The organism is Psychrobacter sp. CX10 (assembly GCF_057621575.2).
Map to the genome: position 1 here is coordinate 1,970,445 of NZ_CM177736.1, position 24,409 is coordinate 1,994,853.

Genomic DNA, 24,409 nt, shown 5'->3' on the forward strand with positions numbered 1-24,409 from the left:
GATTGCGCTAATGTCTTAGCTTCTTTATTGTTCATTAAACCTAACTTCTAACACCGTATTAATAAGTCTAGGGGTTGTCTAAAGATTGATATGCTGCGTATTCAACATCAAATATATTAATACCGTCAAATTTAAAATAACCGTGAGATAATAAACGGTTTTAAAACTTGATTTCTTTGTTTTATGACGTAGCGAATTTTGTGCAATTAGCGCACCTACCCATCCCCCAATCAGACTCCATAAATGCAAGGTTATCTCTGGAATACGCCAAGACCCTCGCTGCGCGGCGCGTTTATCTTTATAATAGATAAAATAAGTCACTATACTTACCGCAATATACCAACCTACAACGCCGCAGCTGATATCGTTGTTTAACGCTAATATTGCTAATACCACAAAAAACCCTGCACCCAATAACCAGTGTTTATTTTGATTATGCCTTGGGTACGGTTGTCTTCGCTTCTTTCGATATTGTTTTTTACTTTTAAGGTGTTGTTCGCTCATCTCTAACTCATTTATTAGATTCAATGTATTTTATAATTTTAAGTTGCAAATTATAGACATGGATTATATATATGCCACAGTCAACTACTTCGGTACAACAGTCATGCTTGACTAGATTTGGTATGCTATTTGCTTAATGTAATGTTAGTCTTTTTAAACAATCCATACTAATATAAATTTCGATAACTGATTATAAATAACAAAAATATCTAGGGCGTATCCATATTTGGTTGGTGAGGCTAAAAATAAGATAGATTTTTGCTAATCACATTAAATTTTGCAGAGAATATAAATATATTTTCTTAAAATTTGCAAAGATTAGCGAGAATATAGACATTTTTTGCCAGTAATCTTAGGAGTATCAATTAGGGACACGCCCAAGTTTAATACCAAACATTTAAAATTCACGCATTAGGTAGAATATAAATATAATGGAAAAATCACACTTAAACGGTACAGACGCACAATCAACCATTAACAACCCAGCTCAAACCAAAACTTCATCTGCTAGCAAAAATAGCTACTCTCAATCTAATAGTGCTTTTAAAGTAGGCATCGTTGGTGGCGGTGTTGCTGGCTCAACAATCGCTTTACGCTTGGCAGCTTTAGGTGTAGAGACGTATTTGTTTGAAACAAAAGCAAGCTTAATCGATGGGCCGCCTATGTGTCACTTACATGCAGGGGGTAATTTATACCGTGATATACCCGATGAAGACGGTGTCGAGCTTCTTAAACAATCCATAGATATGTTAAGACTATACCCACACAGTATCGATGTTCGCCCAACAGTCATTGCCATACCCAAACGAGACCCTGGCGATCCACAAGATTTGGTACCCAGATTGCAGTTACTCACTCAAGAATACAGTAACATGATTGCTGAAGATCCAGCAAACAAAGTACTGGGTGAACCTGAAGACTATTACAAACTTTATGATCGTGACAGGTTAGAAGCTTTAATTGAATCACATTCGCTACCAGCGGGTGAATTACCTAAACATATGGACGAATGGGTAGCGGCTGCGGCGGCTCAATTAGATCTAGACAAGTTAAAGTATCCTATAGTTGCAGTCAGAGAATACGGCTGGAACATATTTAGATTGGCGGCATCGGCTCAGATAGCATTAAATAACTATTCTAATATGAATCTGATGTTAAACACTGAGGTTACTAATGTAACTGATATTCCTAACACTATCGCAAATGATGCTAAGAGAACTGACACTAAAGAAGCTTCCCACGATACTTTTAACAGTCCCTCTAGCAGTGACTCTATCCACGCCTCTATTAGCAACTCTCTTGCCACAGACGCAGACAACCAAGACATTAAGGTAGATAAATGGCAAATTGATTTTATTAACTTTAACCAAACTAAAACGCGCCAAACTGAAACCAGTAACTCTGAAACTATTAACGCTATAAATAGTAGCGCTGAATCGTATGCTACCCAGAATGACACTGATAATGATGAACAGAACGAAGGTAGTGTTACCGTTGATTATCTAATCAATGCGTGTGGTTTTAGGACTGGCGTCATTGATAACATGGTAGGCGTACCTGTTGAAAGGATGGTTGAATTTAAAGCCTCTTACATTACGCATTGGGACAGTCAATCAGTTCCTAATATGGAGTCTGTAAATGACGCTCTTTGGTTACCTGAAATTATCATACATGGCGAGCGAGGAACGCCTCATGGTATGGTCCAACTGACCCCATACCCACAAGGGTATTATCAAATACACAGTATGAATAAAGCAGTAACACTCTTTAATGATGGACTAGTGGCAAATACCGAAGACGATGCACAGCCAGAACTTAAGCCAAAATTTATAGACTATATTGATGAAGGCTGGAATCCAGAAACCCTAAAAAGTCGTAGTGAGCGCGCCATTGAACAAGTTAGTGAATTTGTTCCAAATTTTGCAACCGCAAATCCGACTAATAATGCGTTATACGGAGGACAACAGATTCCAGGTAAAAATGATGCTTTAAGAGTTGCCGATGTCAGCTTATATCCAGACTTGCATTATGCAAGAGCTGAAAATGTGAAAGCATCTTCTGCTCTTACCGCAGCGGACGACATCGTTGAACAGTTAACTTCTCACCAGCTGATAGTTGAACACCCTGAACAATTTGATGTACGGCATCATCATAAGTGGTCTTACTTATCTAATACTACCTCGCGTCAAATTGATGAGCTTGCTTTGACATTGGCTGAAAAGCGTGATTACCCGCCAGCGATGTCAGGGTTGATAAATGCATATATGCTATAGATAGCGTTTAAATTTTTACTTAAAAGCGTCCTTAATAAATTATTGCAAACCACACTATATTGATGATAAAACAGAATCGATGATAAAACAGGTTTACAAAATATATTCAATCAGTACCTAAAGCCATAATCTAAATTTTGTGAGTGGCTATGGGATTGACTATGTGAACGACCTTACTTAATAATTCCATGGCTGAGTTGATGTCATTACATACGACCAGCCTATCAAGGTCTTGTTCACTCATGAACCCTTCTGCAGCAGTGTGCTTAAGATGTGCTATTAATGGGTCATAAAAACCATTAATGTTTAAAATAACCATCGGCTTTTCATGCTGAAAAAGTTGACGCCATGTGGCAATTTCCATGATTTCTTCTAATGTACCCAAACCGCCGGGTAACGTGATAAAAGCATCCGCATATTCTGCCATAATAGCTTTACGCGTGTGCATGGTATCCGTTAAATGTAATCGGCTTAACCCTTCGTGTGCGATTTCATGATTCAACATAAAGTTAGGTATTACCCCCACAGCATGCGCACCACCTTCAATCACTGTATCTGCTACAGCGCCCATTAGACCTATACTTGCACCACCATATACAAGCCCCATATTGTTATCTGCAAGTGCCGTTCCAAGCTCTCTAGCCGCCGCTTCGTAAACTGGATTTTTGCCAACACGAGACCCGCAATACACAGCAACTAAGGGTTGATCCATTGACGTCTTATCAACAACGTCACTGACGTGCTCAACATCTTTACTGGTAAATATCTTAGGGCTATTTTTTTCATTTTCAGCAGAATCTATTGCAGATTGGCTCATATATCTTATCACCTTATATCATCATGAATTATTGGGTTCAATTTTTTATATTATTTTAAAATTTATTATACGTTTGAATTGTTAAAGTATTTTAACACCTTAGTGGCTATTGATTCTTAAGAGAGGTTTTATTACAGCCTTTATCGTCTATATAATTAATCATTTATAATATCATAGTCTGATTAGGCAAACCTTTTCACTATGTTTCATAGCTTTGCGAGATGACATTCAATGGCGACATGACAGTTAATGATCTCAAAACTTTTATACCTAATTTCGCGTAAATCTCTTATGATAGATACTTTGAATCATTACGACCTGAACCATAACTAAATAAGACAATACTTACAGGGCAGTAATTATGAACAATACGAATACCGCACAAAAAACTCAAGCAAAAAGTCTAACTGAATCGAATAAACCGTCAACAACTAACAATAACCCATCGCCGATTAATAAAATGACCTTGACTGTTATTACTGAGCGTAATCAGCCCTTAACTGCCAGTTTATATGTCCCTAGCAATACGAGTCATGAAGACATCGGCAATGCCGTTATGATAGGGCCTGCCACAGGTATCAAGCGCTCTTTTTATAACAGCTTTGCAAGTTATCTCGCTGATCAAGGGTTTGCAGTCATTACCTATGATAATGAAGGGATTGGCGACTCTTTAATAGGTGAGTTATCAAAATGTGATGCGTCTTTAATAACTTGGGGGCGTCATGATGCTACCTCCATATTGGAGGTGCTACAAGATGAGTTTCCAAATGCCAGTTATCATTTAGTCGGCCATAGCGCTGGTGGTCAGCTGATAGGTCTGATGCCTAATTACAAGGCTTTATCTTCGGTGTTTAATGTCTCGTGTTCATCTGGACGTATTAAGAATATGGACATGCCTTTTAAAGCTCAAGCCATATTATTTATGGATGGTGTTATTCCAGTAGGCAATATGCTGCTTGGGTATACGCCATCTCACAAATTTGGTATGGGACAACCCCTACCGCGTGGCGTTGCAAAACAGTGGCGAGACTGGTGTAATGGCAAAGGGTATGTAAAAACAGCCTTCGGTGATACTATTTTTACCCACTATTATAACGAGCTTGATATCCCTGGGTTATGGGTTAACTTTACGGATGATGATATCGCTAATGCTAAAAACTTAGAGGACATGCTTGCCGTATTTACCGCCATGCCTGTCCAAAAATGCATGTTTGATCCTAAAGAATTAGGGGTAAGCTCAATCGGTCACATGAAATACTTTAGTCGTAAAGTGTATGCTAAAGCCCCTCACTTGTGGGAGATGGCTACAGACTGGATACTATCTCACAGTCATGAGTCACATGATAAACGTAGTGACCCTAAAACTGCTTAATATCATAAAGTTTAGATAGAACTTATTGAGTATGCTGTTTGCGAAGCTTTAGCTATTAATTCTTTGCCAGCGTTAGTAGTAGGTTCTATTTTAATTGCTATTTTAAGGACTGTTTTGAGGGCTATTTGATTTCTTTGTAGCTTTTATAGTAGCTTCTTTGTCAGATTTTTTAGTGGTTTCAATGACAGATTGCTGTTCAGCTTTTTGGTCAGTTTTAAGATTAGCTTTTTGGTCCGCTTCTTTGTCAATACGCCGCTGTAATGCCGAATATAATGATGGCTTTAAGTTAGGTATATTCTTTAGCATCCATCTTGCATAATGGATGGGCAGCTCACTCACAAGCTCGCCTTTATGTTTACCAAAAGGCATACGCGTTACCGGTTTGGCATTATTAGATATTTTGTGTGCCGCTGCAAAGTCATTTACTTCTATTTTTAGCCGTTCGCAACAGGCTTGATAGAGCAAATAGCACATACGTGCATCGCCTAAGGCATCATGTGCGTGCGCAGTCATTTGTGCAGCTTTTTCGGTTCCGATAAGCTGTTCGATACATTTTGATTGCGAATATCGATGCCATTCTGGAAAGGCTACGCGAGCAAGACGTACTGTACATATGAGTTTTACAGAAGGTCTACCTATCACACCCCAATCAAAGCGTACATTATGACCTATAAGATAATCTGTCAATGTCATCTTATTGAGATTAAACGCCTCTAGTCCCGCCACATCCTCATCTGTGATGCCATGAATTTTGGTCACTACCGGCGATATAGAACGCCCGCTGTTAAAATATGACATCCATTCATGACCCGTTATGGCATCTATCGTTGCTACCTGAATGGGTCTAGGATTGCGCCCTTGATCCGTTTCGGTATCTATCACTAGCGCACTTTGATGAGTATTATTGCCGCTCATTTATTCACCTTAGATTGTATGCTGCTGCTGGCACAGTGACCTCAAAACTCAAGCGCCCTGTTTTAAGGGTCACCACGCCCTAGTTATATTCTAATCTTTATTTGCTATTATACGTATTTATTAATTGAAATAGACCTTATCACACATGCTAACAGACTCAAATCAGCCATCTACAGCTACTGCACCTTGGCAGACTTACAACCGCCCATTTGTACGCGACTTAGCGTTTGCATTGGCGTGTCCCGATGCGTTGACCCATTGGGTATCACCCCACCCCGATATGGTCTCTCCTATCATAAATGTACACGATATTGACTTTTGGCGTGAACAATATGACAGTTATGCCTCTCGTCTACATGAGCTTGATAATACTGAAGCTTATCAAGACTTAACCCGTTACCTAATGTCACGGCCTAGCCCGTATCGGCTTGGCTTTCATTTTGAAGGGTTATTGCATTATTGGCTAGAAGATGGCTATCGACTCAATTTGCACCCTTTTGAAGTAGTAGCTCATAATATTCAATTATATAAAGGACTTGAAACTACAGGTGAACTTGATTTTATCTTACGCAACCATGACACCATGGATATTGAACATTGGGAACTGGCAGTTAAATTTTATTTGGGTAGTGCGCCTTATGTTTTTTCAGACTGGGTAGGTATCAATTCACGCGATACGCTTGAGCGTAAGTTAGTACATATGCAAACCAAACCTTTTCGTAGCGTTTGGGTAGATCTGGATTTTTATGAAAAGGTAAAGATCGACAAGCGCTTTGCTGTGTTAAAAGGTCGGTTTTTTAAACCCTTTGATGAGCGTAAACGCATGTTACCAGAGTGGCTAAATGGAAGCTTCCCTATGCATAACTGGTGTTATATCAATAACCGCGATGACTTTGAGTCACTAAATGTTGATAAGCTGCGTCCTGCTCATTATATTGAATGGTTTACACATCGTCCATTTTACGAGGCAAGCTTTCTAATGCGTTCAACCACGCCTGTATTAGATCCTAACCTAAGAAAAGATGAATTGGCTAGGCGACGAGCGAAGTTAGAAGCTTGGCCTTACACACCATTAGACTTTAAAGATATTTCGACAGGGCTATATATTTACGACAGCGAACCTTTGGTTATTAAAATCAGCTAAACAGATAACCGCTAACCGAGTACTTTATTAAACGGTTACATCATTAAACGGAAACTTAGCTAAGCTTATAACTTGCTAAACGAATAACTAAACAAATAACTAGCTAAACACATGTAAGAAAGACGGTTTACCGTACTAACCTCCATGCATTAACTTGCCCCGAAGTCGTCTGCGTTAATAAATAATCTGAAACACTACTAAGTTTGTTGATAGCGCCCTTTGTTTTTGTACGGCTCATAATACGTCCACTTTCTGGAGATAGGATATGAATCACGCCATCTAAATCACCAATGGCTATATAATTACCTATTAGTTGTGGATTACTCAGCTTACGATAAGCAAGTGCATCGTTCTTCCACATTAGCTCTCCCGTCGTTCGATGATAGGCAATTACCATACCATCCAATGTCGTTACGATAACCGCATTTCCAACAACGGCGACGCTATTGCGACTCGCGGCTTCTTGGAGGAACATGATTTGACTATTGACCAAATCAACTCCAATTAATTGGCCACTGTAGCTTATTGCATAAAGCTGACCATTATCAATGACCGGAGTACCATCAACATCTGTCATACGCTGCACTTCACTGGCTCCTGATGGAATGCCCACTCTGCGGTTCCATTCAGGTATACCTGTTTCGATATCGACAGCATGCAGACGTCCATCGGCGCCGCCAATAAGTACAGATTGCGAACCGAGTAATATGGGTGATGAACTACCTCGTACACTTATCGCAGGGGCTTGAGTGGTGTACTGCCATATAACAGCGCCAGTCTGTAAAGCCAGACCATACATAACACCATCATTTCCCGATAACACCACGCGATTATTATGAATCAAAGCAGGAGATAGCACGGTGCCGCCAAGCTTACTTTCCCACTTGACGTTACCTGTTGTGGTATCAAAAGCAATAACTCGTGCAGACTTAGTGCTGACTACAGCAGTTTTACTTGCACTATCAAAGGCTACGCCCCCAACTATAGGCTCGTTCACATTAGCTTTCCATAGTCTTTCGCCATCTAAACCGTAGCTTTCAACATTACCTGAACCAGAGGCTGCTACAACTTGACGACCATCAAATCCTACATTAAAGCGGTTTACCTCTGCAAGCTTAGTACGACCCTTTAAGGATGTTTGGAACACAGGATCGATGACCTTTACACTCTGCTCAAGCTGTACTAATTTGGAGGGTTTATTCACCTCAGGTTTGATCGTCTTACTGCACCCTGTCGAGACGGCAATAGCGGCACAAAACACACCAATCAGAGAAGTTTGAGTAATGACTTGGGTCAGTGACGTTTTGGCTTTATCAGTATGCATAATGGTCTCGGCTCTGTTAATATTTAAATAAACTCTATGGGTATGGGGGCAAATATCTAATACAGCCAGCCCCTAATAAATTACTTTAAAGTTATTGCTCTACTTCTTCTAACATATTTTCTGAAGAAGCATCTTCTAAGGAGCTAGTTCCAGATGGATCAGTATTTGCACTTTCACTATGAGTCTTAACCAATCCTTCAGATTCAGTAGTAGATTCAGTTTCAACTTCGGTGTCGGCTTCAGGAACCTCTTGTATCCCAGACGGCGTCATATTAGATTGACTGACTATTTGAGGTCCAAGTTCAATTGGTTCAGGATTAACCCCTAAACTTTCAAGCTTAAGACGCAAAACCTCTCGTTCTTCTTGTCGTTTAGATAATAAGCTCCAAGCATTTTCGTAAGCACGTACCGCTTCATCTTGTTTACCCTGCTCTATAAATATATCGCCCAATATCTCTTGCTGTGTTGGCTCAAAAGGTACTGGCACATCGATTGAAGCCTGATGTAAAGCCGCTTCAATATCACCACTGGCAAGTAATACAGTGGCATAGCGTAATTGGGTAATGGCGTGAAGGCCTGCGTCTTTTAGATCAATTTGCATGGCCTTATTAAGCGCCTCTTTTGCAGTTTCAAAGTCATCACTGTCTACCGCAAGACGGGCTTTAATCATTAAAGCTTGCCACGCGTAAATAGTTGATCCATGGTCTGCCACTAGAGCATCAATTTGATCATTCAACTGTTGTACCGCTGCATCATTTGAGCCATCAATATTAGGATTATATCTTAGATCTTCATTCATCGTATCTATAAGGGCATATTTTTCGGCGGCTACGGTGTCCGTTTTTACCGATGAGCTTTGAAAGTAACTCCATCCAAAATATGCTGCCAAAGCCACTACGATAATGCCTAATATATAGCCCGCAGACTTCTTTAGCTTTTCCATAGATTGTTGATCGTTATTAGGATCATTTGCATCAGAAGATACGGTAATGGGACGTTTGGCCATAATTCTACCTAGTGGTTAAATCTTTAAATTAAGTTATATAATATTTCTTACAGAGCGCTAAATAATATTTAAACAATTAGCTTTTTAAACAATTAGTTTTTTTTATACAATCATTATTTTGAAAAAATTAACATCAAGACCATCATTAATCGCTGTCAATCAAGAAGTGATTTTTCTCCGACAGACTTCTATACGACTAGATCTTTGATCCAGTTACTTTAATCCAGTTACTTGAAGTCAGTTACTTAAGTTTAGTTGCCGAAGAATAGTTATCCGCTTCATGTAACCACAGACGGTCATGACGTTCTTGATTACCGGTGGACATAGTCTTAACACTGATTGTATCACTTTCTATTTCATCTTGAGCAATGATGACAGTAAGGCTCGCGCCTGACTTATCGGCTTTTTTCATCTGCGACTTTAAGCTAGTCGCACTCGACATTTTAACGCTTAAATCATAGCGCGCCATACGTAATGACTGGGCATAAATCAAACCTGCTTCATACCAATCAGGATGTACGACGACAAACACGTCACAAACAGGCTTAGTAGGAAGTGGGTTTACCGCATCGACTAACAATAATAAGCGCTCAAGCCCCATAGCAAAGCCAACGCCTGGATCAGATTTGATCTTACTTTCTTTATCGGCAGATTTGCCAATAGATTTTAACTGACCAATCAAGCCATCATACCGTCCTCCAGCACAGACTGTCGCTTGAGCACCGAGCTTATCTGTTACCCACTCAAATACAGTCTTGTTATAGTAGTCTAGCCCGCGTACTAATTTCGGGTTTATAGTATAGTCTATTCCCAGTGCTTTTAGATAGCGCTGCAATAGCTCAAAATGTTCGCGACTTTCTTCCCCTAAGTAATCTGATAACTGGGGCGCGTCTGCTAATATAGTTTGGGTATTTTTGTCTTTACTGTCTAATATACGTAAAGGATTCGTCGTCAGGCGGCGTTGACTATCACTATCTAAAGTGTCTTTTTTAGCAGTTAAAAATTCTACCAATGCGTCACGATAAGCCAAACGCTCATCAGACTCTCCCAAGCTATTTATCTCAAGTGTAAGCTCGTGGTCGATACCTAACCGCTTCCACATCATATGGGTCATGGCTATGAGTTCTGCTTCAACATCAACATGTTCACAGCCAAACACCTCTACACCTAATTGGTGAAACTGACGGTAACGACCCTTTTGTGGTTGCTCATATCTAAACATGGGTCCCATGTACCAAAGCTTAGGACTTTCACCGCGTAGTAAATTATGCTCGATGACAGCGCGAACTGCTCCCGCAGTACCCTCTGGACGTAAAGTAATGGGAGTGGGTGGATCTGACTTATCTGTAAAGCTGAACATCTCTTTTTCAACGATGTCAGTGGCATCCCCAATAGCACGGGCAAATAACTGCGTCTCCTCAACGATAGGCAGTCTGATCTCTTCGTAGCCGTACTGATCCAATACCTCACGTAATATCGTTTCTAAGTGTCGCCAATCTCCACTCGCAAAGCTTGTTGAGGTTGCGACATGCAGAATGTCGTTAAATCCTTTAATTGATTTAATCATTATGGTTGCCCAATATTTATCTTATTATTTATTGTTTTATTACAAAAGAGCTGTCTTAAATAAACTTATCATGTAAGTTAAAAGGCAAGTCGGTTATCTTGAGCTGCTTTAAGACGGGCAATTATTAATACTTGTAACTATTAAGATAGTTAATTATTAAGACCGGTAATTATTAAGACCGGTAATTATTAAGACCGGTAATTATTAAGACCGGTAATTATTAAGATAGGTTACTATCAAAACTGGTTACCATCGACCCGTAATATCTCGTTAGCAGCTAGTTGTTCTGCTTTACTGACACGCTCACGCACCATCTTTTCTATATTATCCACCAGAGTGGTTGTATCAATCAAATGGCTTTTTTCACCCTCAAGGTAAACCAATGAGTTAGGTGAAGCGCCAACAACACCAATATTAGACTCTTTCGCTTCGCCAGGCCCATTGACTTTACACCCAATAACGGACACATCCATAGGAATACGAACATCTTCTAAACGCGCTTCAAGCTCATTCATCACTTTAATAACGTCAAACTCTTGACGTGAACAACTTGGGCAGGCGATAAAGTTAATACCATTTGCTCTGATACCTAGAGATTTTAAAATATCAAATCCTACTTTAATTTCATCCTCAGGTTCAGCTGCTAAAGAGATACGGATAGTATCTCCGATACCATCAAGCAGTAAACCGCCTAATGCGATCGCTGACTTTACCGTACCTGTTCGATAAATACCCGCTTCTGTCACCCCAAGATGTAGCGGGTTATCAATTTTTTGTGACAACAGACGGTAGGCATCGAGTGTTAAGAACACATTGCTGGCTTTTACTGAAACTTTGTATTGGTCAAAGTTTAATCGCTCTAAAATATCAATATGACGCATGGCTGATTCTACCATAGCCTCACCGGTTGGCTCTTTATATTTACGTTGAATTTCTTTTTCAAGAGAGCCTGCATTTACGCCAATACGAATAGGTATGTTGTAATCACGCGCACAGGCAACCACTTCTCTAACTTTGGCGTCATTACCAATATTTCCTGGGTTGATACGTAGACAATCCGCCCCTGCTTCTGCGACAGCAAGTGCTATTTTATAATCGAAATGTACGTCGGCTATAAGTGGGATATCAACACGGTTTCTTATTTCTGCAAATGCGGCTACCGTATCCATCGTTGGTGTAGATACCCGCATCATATCTGCTCCTGCATCAACGCAGCGGTTGATCTGAGCGACGGTAGCCTCTACATCGCACGTGTCAGTATTGGTCATACTTTGTACACTTATGGGCGCATCACCACCCACAGCGACGTCGCCAACATAGATTTTTTTAGTGATTTTACGTTTTATAGGAGAGGGTAAAGACATAGTGCTTCTCAGTTGACTGAAAAATATAGGATTCGTAACGTGATAGAGATGTATTTTACGCTGAAACGTCATATTATAATTTATTATATGACCATGATTGTAGGGAATTATTATAAGATAAAGGCTGCAATTTAAAAAAGCAGCCTTTAGCAATATCACTTTTGTTTTACTTCTTTATTTCACTACTAATTTATACTTGTGTGCAACTTATTATTTTTATTTATACGCAACTTTTAAAGCGGTTAGCTATATAAGAACTCAAACTATATTGAGTCATCTGTTGTTAAGGAGACAGACTAAAGTTAGCTTTATTATCTTGTGAATAGTCATTCAATTTAATCGGGACTTGATTAAGGTTTAGAGTAACATTAGAGACGGCGTCTACTTGAACTTTAAATGGTGGTTTACCCTGTAATTTATAGCCACCTCGAGGCTGCACGCCCGATAGTAAGGTATTGCCTGTGGCATCAACCACTTCTATGTTTGTGTTATCTCTTACCCAAAAATCAAGTGTCGAATTTTCAAGGTTGTCCGAGTTAGTTTGGGTCATTGCATCATCCGCATTAGTATTTGTCTCAACTACTGAGTTATCAATACCTAGCGCAGATCCAGAGGCTGCAACTGAGTCATCTAAATCTAGGGCGCTGCCACTACTGCTAACGGAGCTATCAATAGCGGCTCCAGCCGATTGCTCATCATCAGAAAAATCATCAATCAATTCGATATTTTCATTATCTGCTTGACTGGCATCACGTGCATTCGAAACAGTACGTATTAAAAATACGGCCAAAATAATCAACCCAATTAAACCTAAGATAAGTAATGGATTGATACGTAACGATCGTCCGCCTTCACGCTGTAAAGTCCCCATAGGCTTTAGCGGAGATTCGATATCATCTACATTTTTGCGTCTTAATTCGTCAGGATAAGCCCGATTAAAGCTTTCAATAATCTGTTCAGCATCTAACCCCAAAAACTTAGCATAGTTTGATACAAAGCCACGTGTAAATGCAATTTGAGGTAAAGATTTAAAGTTTTCAGCTTCTATCGCTTCTAGGTGACGATTCAAAATGAAAAGCTCGTTTGACACATCATCAATACTCAAATTTTGTTTCACTCGTTCTTGCTTGAGTCGATGACCAAATGAGCCAAAATTTTGGTTGGATGTATCAGTATTAGGAGTCAAAGGTTTTTTATTATTTATTTCCATGATGCCTCTGGGTTACGAATCAAAACTCTTAACTTGCTTGCCTCTTCACTTAGCGGAAAGTCTGCTAAAAGCTGTCGCGAAAGTTTTTCTTTATGAGATAAATTATTTTGTAAATGTGCAAGCTTGATACCCTGGAATAATATTCGGGGTACTTGGTTTGCACTATCACCAACAAGAACTAACAACTCGTTATACAAATTCTGTGCTTGGCTAATACGATTACTATCGATCAAAATATCTATAAGCTCAATATGAGCAATCACATTATTTCTATCGTTTTCAAGTACTCTAACAAAGGATTGACTGGCAAGCGTTGTATTATCTAACTTCAATGCAGTACGACCAAGGTTTTCTAGTGCGCCAATACGGCCTTCATAACCAAGGGCTGAACCTGCTAACTCGAACTGCTCAAGCGCTTCGTCGTCACGTCCTAACTGAGATAAGTAAACGCCGTAGTTGTTATGCGCTTGCATAAAGCTTGGATCAAACTGTATGGCCTTCAAAAAATACGCTTCTGCTTTAATAACGTTACTTTGACTACCTTCTCTTTGTAATAAAACCCCCATCATATCATAGGCGGGTGCATAACGTTTATTAGAAGCTAAGGCTTTCTCTAATTGCCGCTTAGCGGCGTCCAATTGATTTTTTGATATATACTGGGCTGCCATCTGTGTTCGAATCGCTGCCGCTTTATCAGAATTATTACTAGATGCAGAACTGCCAGCTGAATAACCACCAACTTGGTCAATATCAGTATTATTTGAGACACATCCTGTTAGTCCTGCTGTTGCTAAGCTAATTATAGCAACCATCAATACTGAGATTGAATTGTGATGACAAGGTTTGCCTGACATTTTAGTCCCTATAATTATCTTGAGCGAATAATACGAGTCGTTGCAGATTTTATAATTAGTATACTAACTTATCAAGCAATCAATCAAAATGATGGCTTAATCTTATTAAAACTCATTTTTAAAACTTATTGTAACCTTAACTTAATAGTTAAAGTCAAAGAAATCTTAAATAGTTACAAGGCAACCGAGTGCAAGTACTACTCATGTATGCTCAGCGAGGTTAACGCCGTAACCTATAGTAGTTGGCTGACTATAGTGAACTTTAATAATTATTATTTTAATATTAATTTACCATAAGATTGCACTTCAAGTTAATATTTAGGATCAACGAATACTAAACCTCTTGTTTGTTCATATTACGCTCTTTAATGCTTTGCTGCCATTTGGCAGAGCGACGTGTTCTATCAGCGACTTGTCCAACTAATTGACCACACGCTGCATCGATATCATCGCCGCGAGTTTGACGAATAGTGCAGACAAAGCCTGCATTATTTAGGATATTACTAAAAGCGTGGATACGGTTATTGCTCGATCGATCGTAAGGGGCATGCGGGAATGGGTTAAATGGAATTAGATTAATTTTGCTAGGTAAGCCATCTAGTAGGGTGACTAATTGATACGCGTGTTCATCACTATCGTTGACACCAGCGAGCATTACATATTCGATGGTAACGTGTTTTTTATGGCGAGGATTGTTGTCAAACACATACGCTTTTGCCGCCGCTATTAATTCATTAAGCGGGTACTTTTTGTTAATAGGCACCAGCTCATTTCGCAGCTCATCATTTGGAGCGTGAAGGGAGATGGCCAATGCAACATCAATGTCTTGGTACAAATCGTACATCTTGGGCACCACACCAGAGGTTGATAGCGTCACACGGCGCTTTGACAACCCATACGCATGATCAGACAACATCAAACTCATTGACGCCACTACAGGCTGGTAATTAAGCAGCGGCTCACCCATGCCCATCATCACCACATTGGTTACTTTGTTTTCCCAGTCGCTATGATCAACATCTTCCATATAAGACGCATTAGCTACCCACAGTTGTCCAATGATTTCAGCAGCAGTAAGGTCACGCTCAAAGCCCTGTTTGCCGGTACTACAAAAACTACAATCTAAAGCGCAGCCAACTTGAGAAGAAATACATAGGGTTTTGCGCCCCTCTATCTTCCCGTCTTCAGCAGGAATAAGAACAGTTTCTACTAAAGACCCACCCGCGACCTTAAATACCCATTTACGCGTACCGTCTTCACTAAACTCTTTATGAACGACTTCTGGAGCTTGAACATAAGCTTGCTGACTTAACTTTTCCCGCAATCCTTTGGATAAATTTGTCATTTGCGAAAAATCAGTAACCCCATGTTGGTATATCCACTTCATAACTTGGGTAGCACGAAACGGCTTCTCCCCAATTTGTTTGAAGTAATCACCTAATTGTTGCTGACTCATACCAAGAATATTTACTTTGGTAAAAGTTGCATCGTTTGGATTATAGGTCGCTGGAATGCTATCAGCAGACTGCATTGGTATTTTGGTCATATAATTTCTTATGTCTAGTCTTTTGTCTACTGTTTTGTCTATTCTTTAGTCTAATATATTGGGTCTAAAAACCTTTTTTCTATATAAGTTTAGCTTAGGATACATTAATCACCATACTAACTTAAAATTATTAAGCCAATGTTGTCATACCTTAAGTAACTTGTGAATATATAAACTTATATAAATACAACCTTGAGATTATATAATAAAAACGGCTAAGCAATCGCTTAGCCGTAGTTATTGTGCAGATAAGATAATTATCTAGACAATAATTTGCTCGAACACCATAAATTAACGCGTGCGATCTAGAACTTCATTCTCATCAAAGAAGTAAGCAATTTCACGTTCTGCTGATTCAGGAGAGTCTGAACCGTGGACAGCATTTTCGTCAATACTTGTCGCGAAGTCTTTACGAATAGTTCCTTCAGCTGCTTCAGCTGGGTTAGTTGCACCCATGATTTCACGGTGCTTAGCAATCGCATTTTCACCTTCTAGTACAGACACAACTACTGGGCCTGAGGTCATAAAGGATACAAGATCATTGTAAAATGGACGCTCTTTATGCTCAGCATAGAATCCGCCTGCTTTTTCATCATCAAGATGCAACATCTTAGCACCAACAACTTTAAGACCAGCTTCTTCAAAACGGCTATAGATTGCACCAATATGGTTGCCGCCTACAGCATCAGGTTTGATAATAGAAAGTGTACGTTCGATAGCCATGTTTAGCTCCTTTTATTATAGAATAATCGACATTATTAACATAAAAATTCGGGGAATAAAATCGTTAAATTAAACATTCATCAAATTTCATTCACCTAACATTTATCTACTTAAATTTTGTATTGAGATGATCTAAAGATTCGTTAAACTCACGTATATGAGTTAAGACTGCGTTTATTATAGCGATTCAAGTTATAAATGATAGGGCAAAATGGTCTTTTTTCTAAAATATACACAATGTAATCAGACACTTTACATTAAGCCAAACATCTAGACAGTTTGATGGAATGCTTAGGGACTGTCTAGATTAAGTTGGTTATTTTAGATAGAGAAGGAATGCTAACCACTCACAGTGTATTATTAACGTCTCAAGGCATGGGATAATAAGATATTCTTCGTTATAATTAAAACTTATCTTCCATATACAATAGATATAAATTCAATAGATAAGAATACAACAGATAAAACATTTCGGCATATAGATGATGAAATGAATTTAAAGGTTATGAAAGAAGAGGACGGATTATGCCACAATCACGAACGGACTTGAATCCACAAGATGACAGTATGGAGTCAAATGAGCGCCAATATCAAGTGAGTGCGCTTAAACGATATGCGCTATTAATCATAGTCACTATTGGCTTAATCGTTACCATATTAACTTCAGTTTGGTGGCTGGCACTTATTTGTGCCGCCTTAATCGTTGTTGGATTATATGACATTTCTCAATCAAGGCATGCTGTCCTTTATAACTACCCTATTGCGGGTCATATTCGGTATTTTTTAGAAAACTATCGCCCAGAGATTCGTCAATATTTTATTGAAGATGATAAAGAGCAAGTACCTTTTTCGCGCCAGCAGCGTGCACTTGTGTATCAGCGTGCGAAAAATATTAGTGATACTAATGCTTTTGGTACCCTTGACGACCTTTATTCAGATGATAAAGAATGGTTTTTACAATCTCAAAACAGTCGACCGCTTAAAGATACTGATTTTCGCATAACGGTTGGCAATCATCATTGCTCGCACCCCTACTCAATGTCTGTTTTTAACATCTCTGCCATGAGCTTTGGTAGCTTATCAGGCAATGCCATTATGGCGCTTAATAAAGGCGCTCAAATTGGTAAGTTTACTCATGATACTGGTGAAGGTGCTATTAGTCCCTATCATAGAAAATTTGGCGGCGATTTGATTTGGGAGCTTGGCACAGGATACTTTGGTTGCCGTGATCAAAACGGTAATTTCGATGCAGATCTTTTTGCACAAAACGCCAAAGATGATCAAGTAAAAATGATTGAGATCAAATTATCTCAAGGCGCTAAACCCGGTAAAGGCGGCGTACTGCCTGCTGAAAAAATTACTGAAGAGATAGCAGATACGCGGCGCATACCGATGGGTGAAGACTGTATTTCGCCCTCTACTCACTCAGCGTTTAGCACACCGCGTGAACTGGTGCACTTTTGGCAGCAGCTGCGCGATTTATCAGGCGGCAAACCAGTTGGCTTTAAATTGTGTATAGGCCAACCTTGGCAGTTCATGGCAATTGTTAAAGCCATGATAGAAGAAGACAACTATCCTGACTTTATCGTGGTCGATGGCGCTGAAGGGGGTACTGGTGCTGCTCCAGTTGAATTTATGGACAGTGTTGGTATGCCTTTGATTGATGGGTTTTTATTGGTGCATAACACCTTAGTGGGTGCTGGCATCCGTGATAAAATAAAGGTTGGCGTTAGTGGAAAGATTGTATCAGGATTTGATCTGGCTAAAATGCTGTCTTTAGGCGCGGACTGGTGTAATTCCGCGCGCGGATTTATGTTCGCAGTCGGCTGTATTCAATCTCGCTCTTGTCATACCAACACTTGCCCGACTGGCGTTGCTACCCAGGACCCCTATCGTCAAAAGGCGCTTGATGTGCCCGGTAAAGCTCAGCGTGTGGCAAACTTCCATCAAAACACACTTAAGTCGTTAGCAAATATAGTTGGCGCTGTTGGTTTATCGCATCCTGATGACTTGCATGCCTATCATATTGCCCGCCGCATGAATGACGGCTCAATCAAACTTTTATCAAAATTCTTTTACTTTACAGATGAAGGTGTCCTAATTGATGGCAGCGCTCGTGCTGATATTTATAATCAAATGTGGGTCATGGCGGATCCTAATAGCTTTAAAGCAGATAATGAAGCCTATGTTGCTTACAACAAAGACTCAAGAGATAACGATAAAAACATAGATAGCGGTAATATAGGTAATGTTGAGTTAATGTTATAGTCATAAAAAAGCGGGTTGTTATCATACGGCCCGCTTGTATTTATCGGTTATAATAATGTCATAAAATAACTGACTCTGTCTGAATCAAACCTTGTTTTACCTTGTGTATGAAATTTTATTGAACCCTAATTTGAGATACCTACACCGTGTTAACACCACCGCTAAAGCCCATATTATTATTAAAATTATCTTTGCCTATATTATTGGCTTGTACGCTATTGATGGGGTGTAAAGATGATTTAAAATCAATCATGCACACGATTAATAATAACGAGGCGCCGCTGAAAGGCGAATACTGCCAAATAAAGAAGGCACCTTTTAATCATGCACTGTGTGACGTCTCGCAACAAGCGCTTAAAGACAACGATCAACTTAACCTTAAATTATTCTGGAAGTCAGGCAAAACTCAGCCAAAGAGCTCTGAGCCTATCTCAGTTAAAAATCAAGACACTGTTCAAGCTATGCAAGCCGTGCAAAATAATAACATCGAACCAATCACGTTTGCCGATACCGATCAATCTATCAAACCACTTTATAAATTTGACACTTTGATCAACGATTTAGAGGATGATACCACTTTAATATTTGCTGCAAACGCTGGAATGTATGATGCTGATTTTGCGCCTATAGGCTATACAGTCATACAAGGACAGCAAATTTTGTCGTTGAATTTAAATGAAGGCGTGGGTAACTTTCATTTGACTCCAAATGGCATCTTTTGGTGGGATAAACATAATAACTTTCATGTCACAGAGAGTCATCAATTTGACGCAATGCTAAAAGAGGGGTCGACGACGCCATGGTATGCCACTCAATCTGGCCCTATGCTCGTCATTGACAATACTATCCATCCTAAATTCAATGAGTCTAGTAACTCACTTAAGATTCGCAATGGAGTTGGAATCTGTGAAGATGACAGCGTCAAGTTTGTGACCAGTACTGAGCCGGTTAACTTTTATCAGTTTGCCGCATATTTTAAAGACGCTTTGAATTGCCCCCAAGCTTTATTTTTAGATGGGGGTATTGCCTCTGCCCTATACGCGCCTAGCATTAATATTAAAGATGATAAAAACATGGGGGTTATGCTGGGTCTGGTTGAACAAACTAATCCTGCAAAATAAATATGCCTATATTAGCTTGCCCCCTATCCAATGAAGTTTGCTACAATACGCATATTATTTTATATCGTCGCTGTTTTATAATCAGCGAAATACTAAACGGTTAGGGTGTTAACCTCGCTCGCCCTACTATAGCAGTACTCGCACTCGGTTACCTTGTATCCATTTTAGATTTCTTTGACTATAGTATATAGACCTTAAAACTGGCTTTTACGTATTAAGACTATAATACAGGCTCTTTTGTATAAGCCTTCAACATAGAATCTTTAGTATAGAACCGATGATATATAGATGTCGATATATAAACATCTGACGGCTAAATCCTCGATAATGACAATCAACAATAGACACAAAATTTAATGGTCTATCCGAACTGTTCTATTCAAATTAGACACATGCTATTTTATGTAGCATCACAAATCCGATTTAACTTTTATTTAACCTTACAATTAGATTAAGAGAGACATAACATGGGCTTTAACTGTGGCATCGTGGGCTTACCAAATGTTGGCAAATCAACTTTATTTAATGCTTTGACTAAAGCTGGAATCGCTGCGGAGAACTTTCCGTTTTGCACCAAAGATCCAAACGTAGGCATTGTACCTGTTCCTGATCCGCGCCTAAAAAAACTAGCAGACATCGTTGAGCCTGAGCGCGTCTTACCGACGACAATGGAATTTGTAGACATTGCAGGCTTAGTAGCAGGTGCGTCGCAAGGTGAAGGCATGGGCAACCAATTTTTGGCCAATATTCGAGAAACAGACGCTATTGCGCATGTGGTTCGCTGCTTTGATGATGATAACGTCGTTCACGTTGATGGCCGCGTAAGCCCTATTGATGATATCGAAACCATTAATACCGAGCTTGCACTGGCGGATTTGGAAGCGGTCGAACGCGCCATCACCAATCTTACCAAAAAAGCCAAAGGTAATGATAAAGAAGCGCAAGCGGCTCTAGATGTCTTCAAGAAGATTGAGCCATTTTTGGCAGAAGGTAAAGCGGCGCGCGCGGCAAATATAGATGATGATGAGAAAAAAATCATCAAAAGCTATGGCCTTATTACGTTAAAGCCTACCATGTATATTGCTAACGTTAGTGAAGATGGATTTGAGAACAACCCTTACTTAGATGCAGTAAGAGAATACGCAGCTGGTGAGGATGCCATTGTATTGCCACTTTGTAATCAGATTGAAGCTGAAATATCGCAGCTTGATGAGAATGATAAAGCTGACTTCTTAGAAGCAATGGACATGGAAGAAGCGGGTCTTGATCAGGTGATTCGTCTGGGTTATGAATTACTAGATATGCAGACCTACTTTACTGCTGGAGTAAAAGAAGTTCGTGCTTGGACAGTTAAAGTTGGCGCGACCGCCCCTGAAGCGGCTGGTGTCATTCACACTGATTTTGAGCGTGGTTTTATACGTGCCGAAGTCATCGCTTATGAAGACTTTATCGAATATGATGGTGAGAAAGGTGCGGCTGCTGCGGGTAAATCACGTTTAGAAGGTAAAACGTATATCGTGCAAGATGGCGATGTGATGCATTTTAGATTTAATGTGTAATGTTTCTATTTTAACTACTTAAGATCTAATAGCTATTCAGACCATTTAGCTGAAGCTACTCCAAGGTTACTTTAAGGCCGTATAGAAATCTATACGGCCTTTGTTTTAACGCTAACTTTATTAATGTGCGCTTTAATTCAAGGTTTTGATCACACCCTACTACTCGCTTTATTCAAATTAAGGCGTGCCCCCTATTTGGCTGGTGAGGCAAAAATGAGATAGATTTTTGCTAATCACCGTAAATTTTGCAGAGAATATAAATATATTATCTGAAAATTTGCAAAGAGTAGTGAGAATATAGCCATTTTTTTTCCATCAATCTTAGGAGTATCCATTGAGGACACGCCCTATATAAACATTCTGCACAAACTCATCGAGAGTTTTTCTGATATGCTATTAGATAATTTAATAACATAGTTCAATAACGTATGACACAGCATCGCTTAAACCTAAACAGTGCCCTAAATGAATCAAGCTTAGCGCATATTAGTACTGAAAAACGTTGGTCTTACCTGTTTACAGATCGGCGACTGGGCCGTATTCATAATAATAAATCGTACGAAGTCTCACGAACCCCCTTTCATAAAGACTATGATCGGCTTATTTTCTCGCAGTCATTTCGTCAATTGAATCAAAAAACTCAAGTACATCCCCTGACCAATCAAATGGGCATACATACTCGTCTAACGCATTCCCTTGAGGTGTCCTGTATAGGTCGCTCATTAGGTATGATGGCAGCTGAGAAGCTGCACGCTACCCTATCAAATGGTCTACCAAAAGGCGTTAGTGTGGGTGATGTGGGCGTGATTGTTCAAGCGGCATGCCTAGCACACGATATTGGTAATCCGCCATTTGGTCATGCGGGTGAATATGCAATTCGCGACTGGTTTAATAAGCCCGCCCAGCAGAATTTTCTATACCATATCCCTGAAGAGAAACGCTTGGACTTGCAAGGCTATGAGGGAAATGCGCAAGGGTTTAGACTCATTACCCGTAATGAGCACCATCCTGATCGCGGCGGAATGCGCTTAACTTGTGCCACTTTGGGAGCATTTATGAAATACCCTTGGCTTGCCACTCACAGCAATATCATATCTCCCAAATTAGAGCCGCTCACACAAACCGCGGTTGAAGCGTCACAAAAGACTCCAGGATCTGAAATTCAGCCTAGCATCATCAACTTAAGCGCCCAAACTATTAATAAATACGGCTGCTTTAATAATGATGCCACCTTACTGGATAAGCTGGCGGGACAATTAAAACTGCCCTATTCACCCGATCATGATGGATATGCTCGTCATCCATTGGCTTACCTGCTCGAAGCTGCTGATGACATATGTTACGCCCTTATTGACTTAGAAGATGGCATCCATCTTAATATGTTGAGCTATAAAGATGTTGAACCCTTAATGCTAGAATTGATTGGCTCGCGAGGTATTCCGCCTGAAGTGGTTAACGATGCACCCGTAGCGCAAAAACTTGCAGCGCTACGTGGCCGTGCTATGATGCGTTTGGTCGATAAAGTCACGCAGGCCTTTGTCACTCATGCGGATGATATGTTAGCAGGCGAGCTTCAAGGTAGCTTATTTGATCATTGTGATGTCAGCGTTAGTCAAGGCATCGCCGAGGCTAAAAAGATTGCTTCAAACCAAATATTTGCGCATCCTGATAAAGTAAGGATGGAGCTAATGGCAAATAGATGTTTGCAGACATTACTCGATGCGTTTATGCCTTTAGCGCTTTTACCCATAACAGATCAGCCACCGCATTTTGAACAAAAGCATCTAAAACGCCTACTAGACCAACACTTACACAATTTGCACCGATCACTAAACAATGATGTCTATGACAATGCTCTAAATATCTTAGATTATCTAACGGGTATGAATGATCATGAAGCCTACCGCTTAGCGCAGGATCTTAACGGTATTGGAGATAGAGTCTGGTAAACTTTAAACCACTTGAAATCAGCGGCATACCCCTCTATTATTTTAAATGCTATCAAATGTTCAGCATTGGTTACTTATCATCGTCATGTGTATCCGTCATCAATATTCGTCATTCAATAATTGTCATATAGTCAATCAGCATAAAAGTGGTTCGACTATCAATGCTTGCTTGTATAACTAGAGAAAACTGTATCATGTCCAATACTATAAATAGTCGTGAACAAAAAAAACGTCAAACACGTCAAGCTTTTTTTAATGCGGTATTAGACTTATGTATGATGGGTCAATCGTTTGGTTCAATCAGCTTACGTCAAGTTACCCGTGAAGTGGGCGTTGTACCTACTGCTTTTTATCGTCATTTTGACGATATGGAATCTTTAGGTCGCTGCTTGGTAGAAGAGGAGCTAGGCGAAGCGCTTTCTACACTACGTCGCGGGCTTCAAATGGGACGTACACGCAGTTATGATCGGCAAATTGCTAAAAGCATTCAATTATTCTTCAATTCAGTGGATGCGCATCCTCGTTATTGGCAGTTTTTGGTCAGTGAGCGCTTTGGGGGTTCAGAATCGGTACGCAATGCGATAGATGCTCAGATTAAAATATTTGCCCAAATTATGAGTGAAGACTTAGGCATTCAGCCCGCCTTCAAACACATTAATGCGTCAGATCGTCGTTTGTTAGCGAAAGCAGGCTTAAACCTATTTTTAACTTGGATTATTGATTGGCTTGATTTGACCTACTCACAAACGCATGATGATGAGGTCGATATTGAAAACTTAGAGGCTCAAAAAGATCGTATGCTAAGGCAGTGTACCCGCCAAGCGCAGATGTTATTTTATGGTGCAGAAAACTGGCGTTCCTCTGAAAACACTTTATTGACTACTGATTAATTA

The 24,409-nt window shown here is 39.8% G+C and carries 19 protein-coding genes; 8 read left to right on the plus strand and 11 right to left on the minus strand.

Annotated features, from left to right (window positions below):
* Window positions 1-78: 78 nt before the first annotated feature.
* On the minus strand, window positions 79-504 hold the full coding sequence (locus tag AC21OH_RS07955; RefSeq protein ID WP_487370807.1) for a DUF1294 domain-containing protein: 426 nt from the start codon (window positions 502-504) through the stop codon (window positions 79-81).
* Between the two features lie 431 nt (window positions 505-935).
* Here AC21OH_RS07955 and AC21OH_RS07960 point away from each other — a divergent pair, with 431 nt between their 5' ends.
* On the plus strand, window positions 936-2,777 hold the full coding sequence (locus AC21OH_RS07960) for an FAD-dependent oxidoreductase (RefSeq protein WP_487370806.1): 1,842 nt from the start codon (window positions 936-938) through the stop codon (window positions 2,775-2,777).
* Between the two features lie 130 nt (window positions 2,778-2,907).
* Here AC21OH_RS07960 and AC21OH_RS07965 read toward each other — a convergent pair whose 3' ends face one another.
* Complete coding sequence (locus AC21OH_RS07965; RefSeq protein ID WP_486536144.1) at window positions 2,908-3,489, minus strand: LOG family protein; 582 nt, start codon at window positions 3,487-3,489, stop codon at window positions 2,908-2,910.
* A 466-nt stretch (window positions 3,490-3,955) separates the two neighbouring features.
* Between AC21OH_RS07965 and AC21OH_RS07970 the strand changes: the two genes are divergently transcribed.
* Entirely contained in the window at window positions 3,956-4,966 is a 1,011-nt protein-coding gene (locus tag AC21OH_RS07970) for an alpha/beta hydrolase family protein (protein ID WP_487370805.1), read from the plus strand.
* Between the two features lie 102 nt (window positions 4,967-5,068).
* Here AC21OH_RS07970 and AC21OH_RS07975 read toward each other — a convergent pair whose 3' ends face one another.
* Window positions 5,069-5,881: a 3'-5' exonuclease gene (locus AC21OH_RS07975; RefSeq protein ID WP_487370804.1), complete on the minus strand. Its 813-nt coding sequence runs from the start codon at window positions 5,879-5,881 to the stop codon at window positions 5,069-5,071.
* Between the two features lie 145 nt (window positions 5,882-6,026).
* On the opposite strand from AC21OH_RS07975, the gene AC21OH_RS07980 reads away from it, so the two are divergent.
* The gene (locus AC21OH_RS07980) at window positions 6,027-7,025 is read left to right on the plus strand and encodes a DUF1853 family protein (RefSeq protein ID WP_487370803.1); all 999 of its coding nucleotides are present in this window, start codon (window positions 6,027-6,029) and stop codon (window positions 7,023-7,025) included.
* Window positions 7,026-7,152: 127 nt separating this feature from the next.
* Here AC21OH_RS07980 and bamB read toward each other — a convergent pair whose 3' ends face one another.
* The 8 genes from bamB to ndk form a co-directional block, all read right to left on the minus strand.
* Window positions 7,153-8,349, minus strand: a complete 1,197-nt coding sequence (gene bamB, locus AC21OH_RS07985; RefSeq protein ID WP_487370802.1) for an outer membrane protein assembly factor BamB — start codon at window positions 8,347-8,349, stop codon at window positions 7,153-7,155.
* A gap of 91 nt (window positions 8,350-8,440) precedes the next feature.
* Window positions 8,441-9,355 (minus strand): YfgM family protein, encoded by a 915-nt coding sequence (locus AC21OH_RS07990; protein WP_487370801.1) that lies wholly within the window; start codon window positions 9,353-9,355, stop codon window positions 8,441-8,443.
* 241 nt (window positions 9,356-9,596) lie between these two features.
* Complete coding sequence (hisS, locus tag AC21OH_RS07995) at window positions 9,597-10,922, minus strand: histidine--tRNA ligase (protein ID WP_487370800.1); 1,326 nt, start codon at window positions 10,920-10,922, stop codon at window positions 9,597-9,599.
* 236 nt (window positions 10,923-11,158) lie between these two features.
* The gene (gene ispG, locus AC21OH_RS08000) at window positions 11,159-12,286 is read right to left on the minus strand and encodes a flavodoxin-dependent (E)-4-hydroxy-3-methylbut-2-enyl-diphosphate synthase (protein WP_486536105.1); all 1,128 of its coding nucleotides are present in this window, start codon (window positions 12,284-12,286) and stop codon (window positions 11,159-11,161) included.
* Between the two features lie 283 nt (window positions 12,287-12,569).
* A complete protein-coding gene (locus tag AC21OH_RS08005; RefSeq protein ID WP_486536104.1) occupies window positions 12,570-13,496 on the minus strand; it encodes a helix-turn-helix domain-containing protein in 927 nt (308 codons plus the stop codon).
* The gene (gene pilW / locus AC21OH_RS08010; protein WP_486536103.1) at window positions 13,487-14,350 is read right to left on the minus strand and encodes a type IV pilus biogenesis/stability protein PilW; all 864 of its coding nucleotides are present in this window, start codon (window positions 14,348-14,350) and stop codon (window positions 13,487-13,489) included. The genes AC21OH_RS08005 and pilW overlap by 10 nt, the downstream gene beginning before the upstream one ends.
* A gap of 334 nt (window positions 14,351-14,684) precedes the next feature.
* Window positions 14,685-15,896, minus strand: coding sequence for a dual-specificity RNA methyltransferase RlmN (rlmN, locus tag AC21OH_RS08015; protein WP_487370799.1), 1,212 nt, complete (start codon window positions 15,894-15,896; stop codon window positions 14,685-14,687).
* Between the two features lie 291 nt (window positions 15,897-16,187).
* Complete coding sequence (gene ndk, locus AC21OH_RS08020) at window positions 16,188-16,619, minus strand: nucleoside-diphosphate kinase (RefSeq protein WP_487370798.1); 432 nt, start codon at window positions 16,617-16,619, stop codon at window positions 16,188-16,190.
* Between the two features lie 525 nt (window positions 16,620-17,144).
* Between ndk and AC21OH_RS08025 the strand changes: the two genes are divergently transcribed.
* From AC21OH_RS08025 to AC21OH_RS08045, 5 genes are all read left to right on the plus strand, one after another.
* A complete protein-coding gene (locus AC21OH_RS08025; protein WP_487370797.1) occupies window positions 17,145-18,887 on the plus strand; it encodes an FMN-binding glutamate synthase family protein in 1,743 nt (580 codons plus the stop codon).
* Between the two features lie 146 nt (window positions 18,888-19,033).
* A complete protein-coding gene (locus tag AC21OH_RS08030) occupies window positions 19,034-20,008 on the plus strand; it encodes a phosphodiester glycosidase family protein (protein ID WP_487370796.1) in 975 nt (324 codons plus the stop codon).
* Between the two features lie 467 nt (window positions 20,009-20,475).
* Window positions 20,476-21,567: a redox-regulated ATPase YchF gene (gene ychF / locus AC21OH_RS08035; protein ID WP_486536098.1), complete on the plus strand. Its 1,092-nt coding sequence runs from the start codon at window positions 20,476-20,478 to the stop codon at window positions 21,565-21,567.
* Between the two features lie 428 nt (window positions 21,568-21,995).
* On the plus strand, window positions 21,996-23,516 hold the full coding sequence (locus AC21OH_RS08040; RefSeq protein ID WP_487370795.1) for a deoxyguanosinetriphosphate triphosphohydrolase: 1,521 nt from the start codon (window positions 21,996-21,998) through the stop codon (window positions 23,514-23,516).
* 194 nt (window positions 23,517-23,710) lie between these two features.
* Complete coding sequence (locus AC21OH_RS08045) at window positions 23,711-24,406, plus strand: TetR family transcriptional regulator (protein ID WP_486536096.1); 696 nt, start codon at window positions 23,711-23,713, stop codon at window positions 24,404-24,406.
* The last annotated feature ends 3 nt before the right edge of the window (window positions 24,407-24,409 follow it).

Excerpts from the sequence above, each read along its gene's own strand:
- ispG (WP_486536105.1), bottom strand. The coding sequence starts at position 12,286 with ATGTCTTTACCCTCTCCTATAAAACGTAAAATCACTAAAAAAATCTAT.
- hisS (WP_487370800.1), bottom strand. The coding sequence starts at position 10,922 with ATGATTAAATCAATTAAAGGATTTAACGACATTCTGCATGTCGCAACC.
- pilW (WP_486536103.1), bottom strand. The coding sequence starts at position 14,350 with ATGTCAGGCAAACCTTGTCATCACAATTCAATCTCAGTATTGATGGTT.
- ychF (WP_486536098.1), top strand. The coding sequence starts at position 20,476 with ATGGGCTTTAACTGTGGCATCGTGGGCTTACCAAATGTTGGCAAATCA.
- AC21OH_RS07970 (WP_487370805.1), top strand. The coding sequence starts at position 3,956 with ATGAACAATACGAATACCGCACAAAAAACTCAAGCAAAAAGTCTAACT.
- AC21OH_RS07980 (WP_487370803.1), top strand. The coding sequence starts at position 6,027 with ATGCTAACAGACTCAAATCAGCCATCTACAGCTACTGCACCTTGGCAG.
- AC21OH_RS07960 (WP_487370806.1), top strand. The coding sequence starts at position 936 with ATGGAAAAATCACACTTAAACGGTACAGACGCACAATCAACCATTAAC.
- AC21OH_RS08005 (WP_486536104.1), bottom strand. The coding sequence starts at position 13,496 with ATGGAAATAAATAATAAAAAACCTTTGACTCCTAATACTGATACATCC.
- rlmN (WP_487370799.1), bottom strand. The coding sequence starts at position 15,896 with ATGACCAAAATACCAATGCAGTCTGCTGATAGCATTCCAGCGACCTAT.
- ndk (WP_487370798.1), bottom strand. The coding sequence starts at position 16,619 with ATGGCTATCGAACGTACACTTTCTATTATCAAACCTGATGCTGTAGGC.
- AC21OH_RS08025 (WP_487370797.1), top strand. The coding sequence starts at position 17,145 with ATGCCACAATCACGAACGGACTTGAATCCACAAGATGACAGTATGGAG.
- AC21OH_RS07990 (WP_487370801.1), bottom strand. The coding sequence starts at position 9,355 with ATGGCCAAACGTCCCATTACCGTATCTTCTGATGCAAATGATCCTAAT.
- AC21OH_RS08040 (WP_487370795.1), top strand. The coding sequence starts at position 21,996 with ATGACACAGCATCGCTTAAACCTAAACAGTGCCCTAAATGAATCAAGC.
- AC21OH_RS08045 (WP_486536096.1), top strand. The coding sequence starts at position 23,711 with ATGTCCAATACTATAAATAGTCGTGAACAAAAAAAACGTCAAACACGT.
- AC21OH_RS07975 (WP_487370804.1), bottom strand. The coding sequence starts at position 5,881 with ATGAGCGGCAATAATACTCATCAAAGTGCGCTAGTGATAGATACCGAA.
- AC21OH_RS07955 (WP_487370807.1), bottom strand. The coding sequence starts at position 504 with ATGAGCGAACAACACCTTAAAAGTAAAAAACAATATCGAAAGAAGCGA.
- AC21OH_RS07965 (WP_486536144.1), bottom strand. The coding sequence starts at position 3,489 with ATGGATCAACCCTTAGTTGCTGTGTATTGCGGGTCTCGTGTTGGCAAA.
- bamB (WP_487370802.1), bottom strand. The coding sequence starts at position 8,349 with ATGCATACTGATAAAGCCAAAACGTCACTGACCCAAGTCATTACTCAA.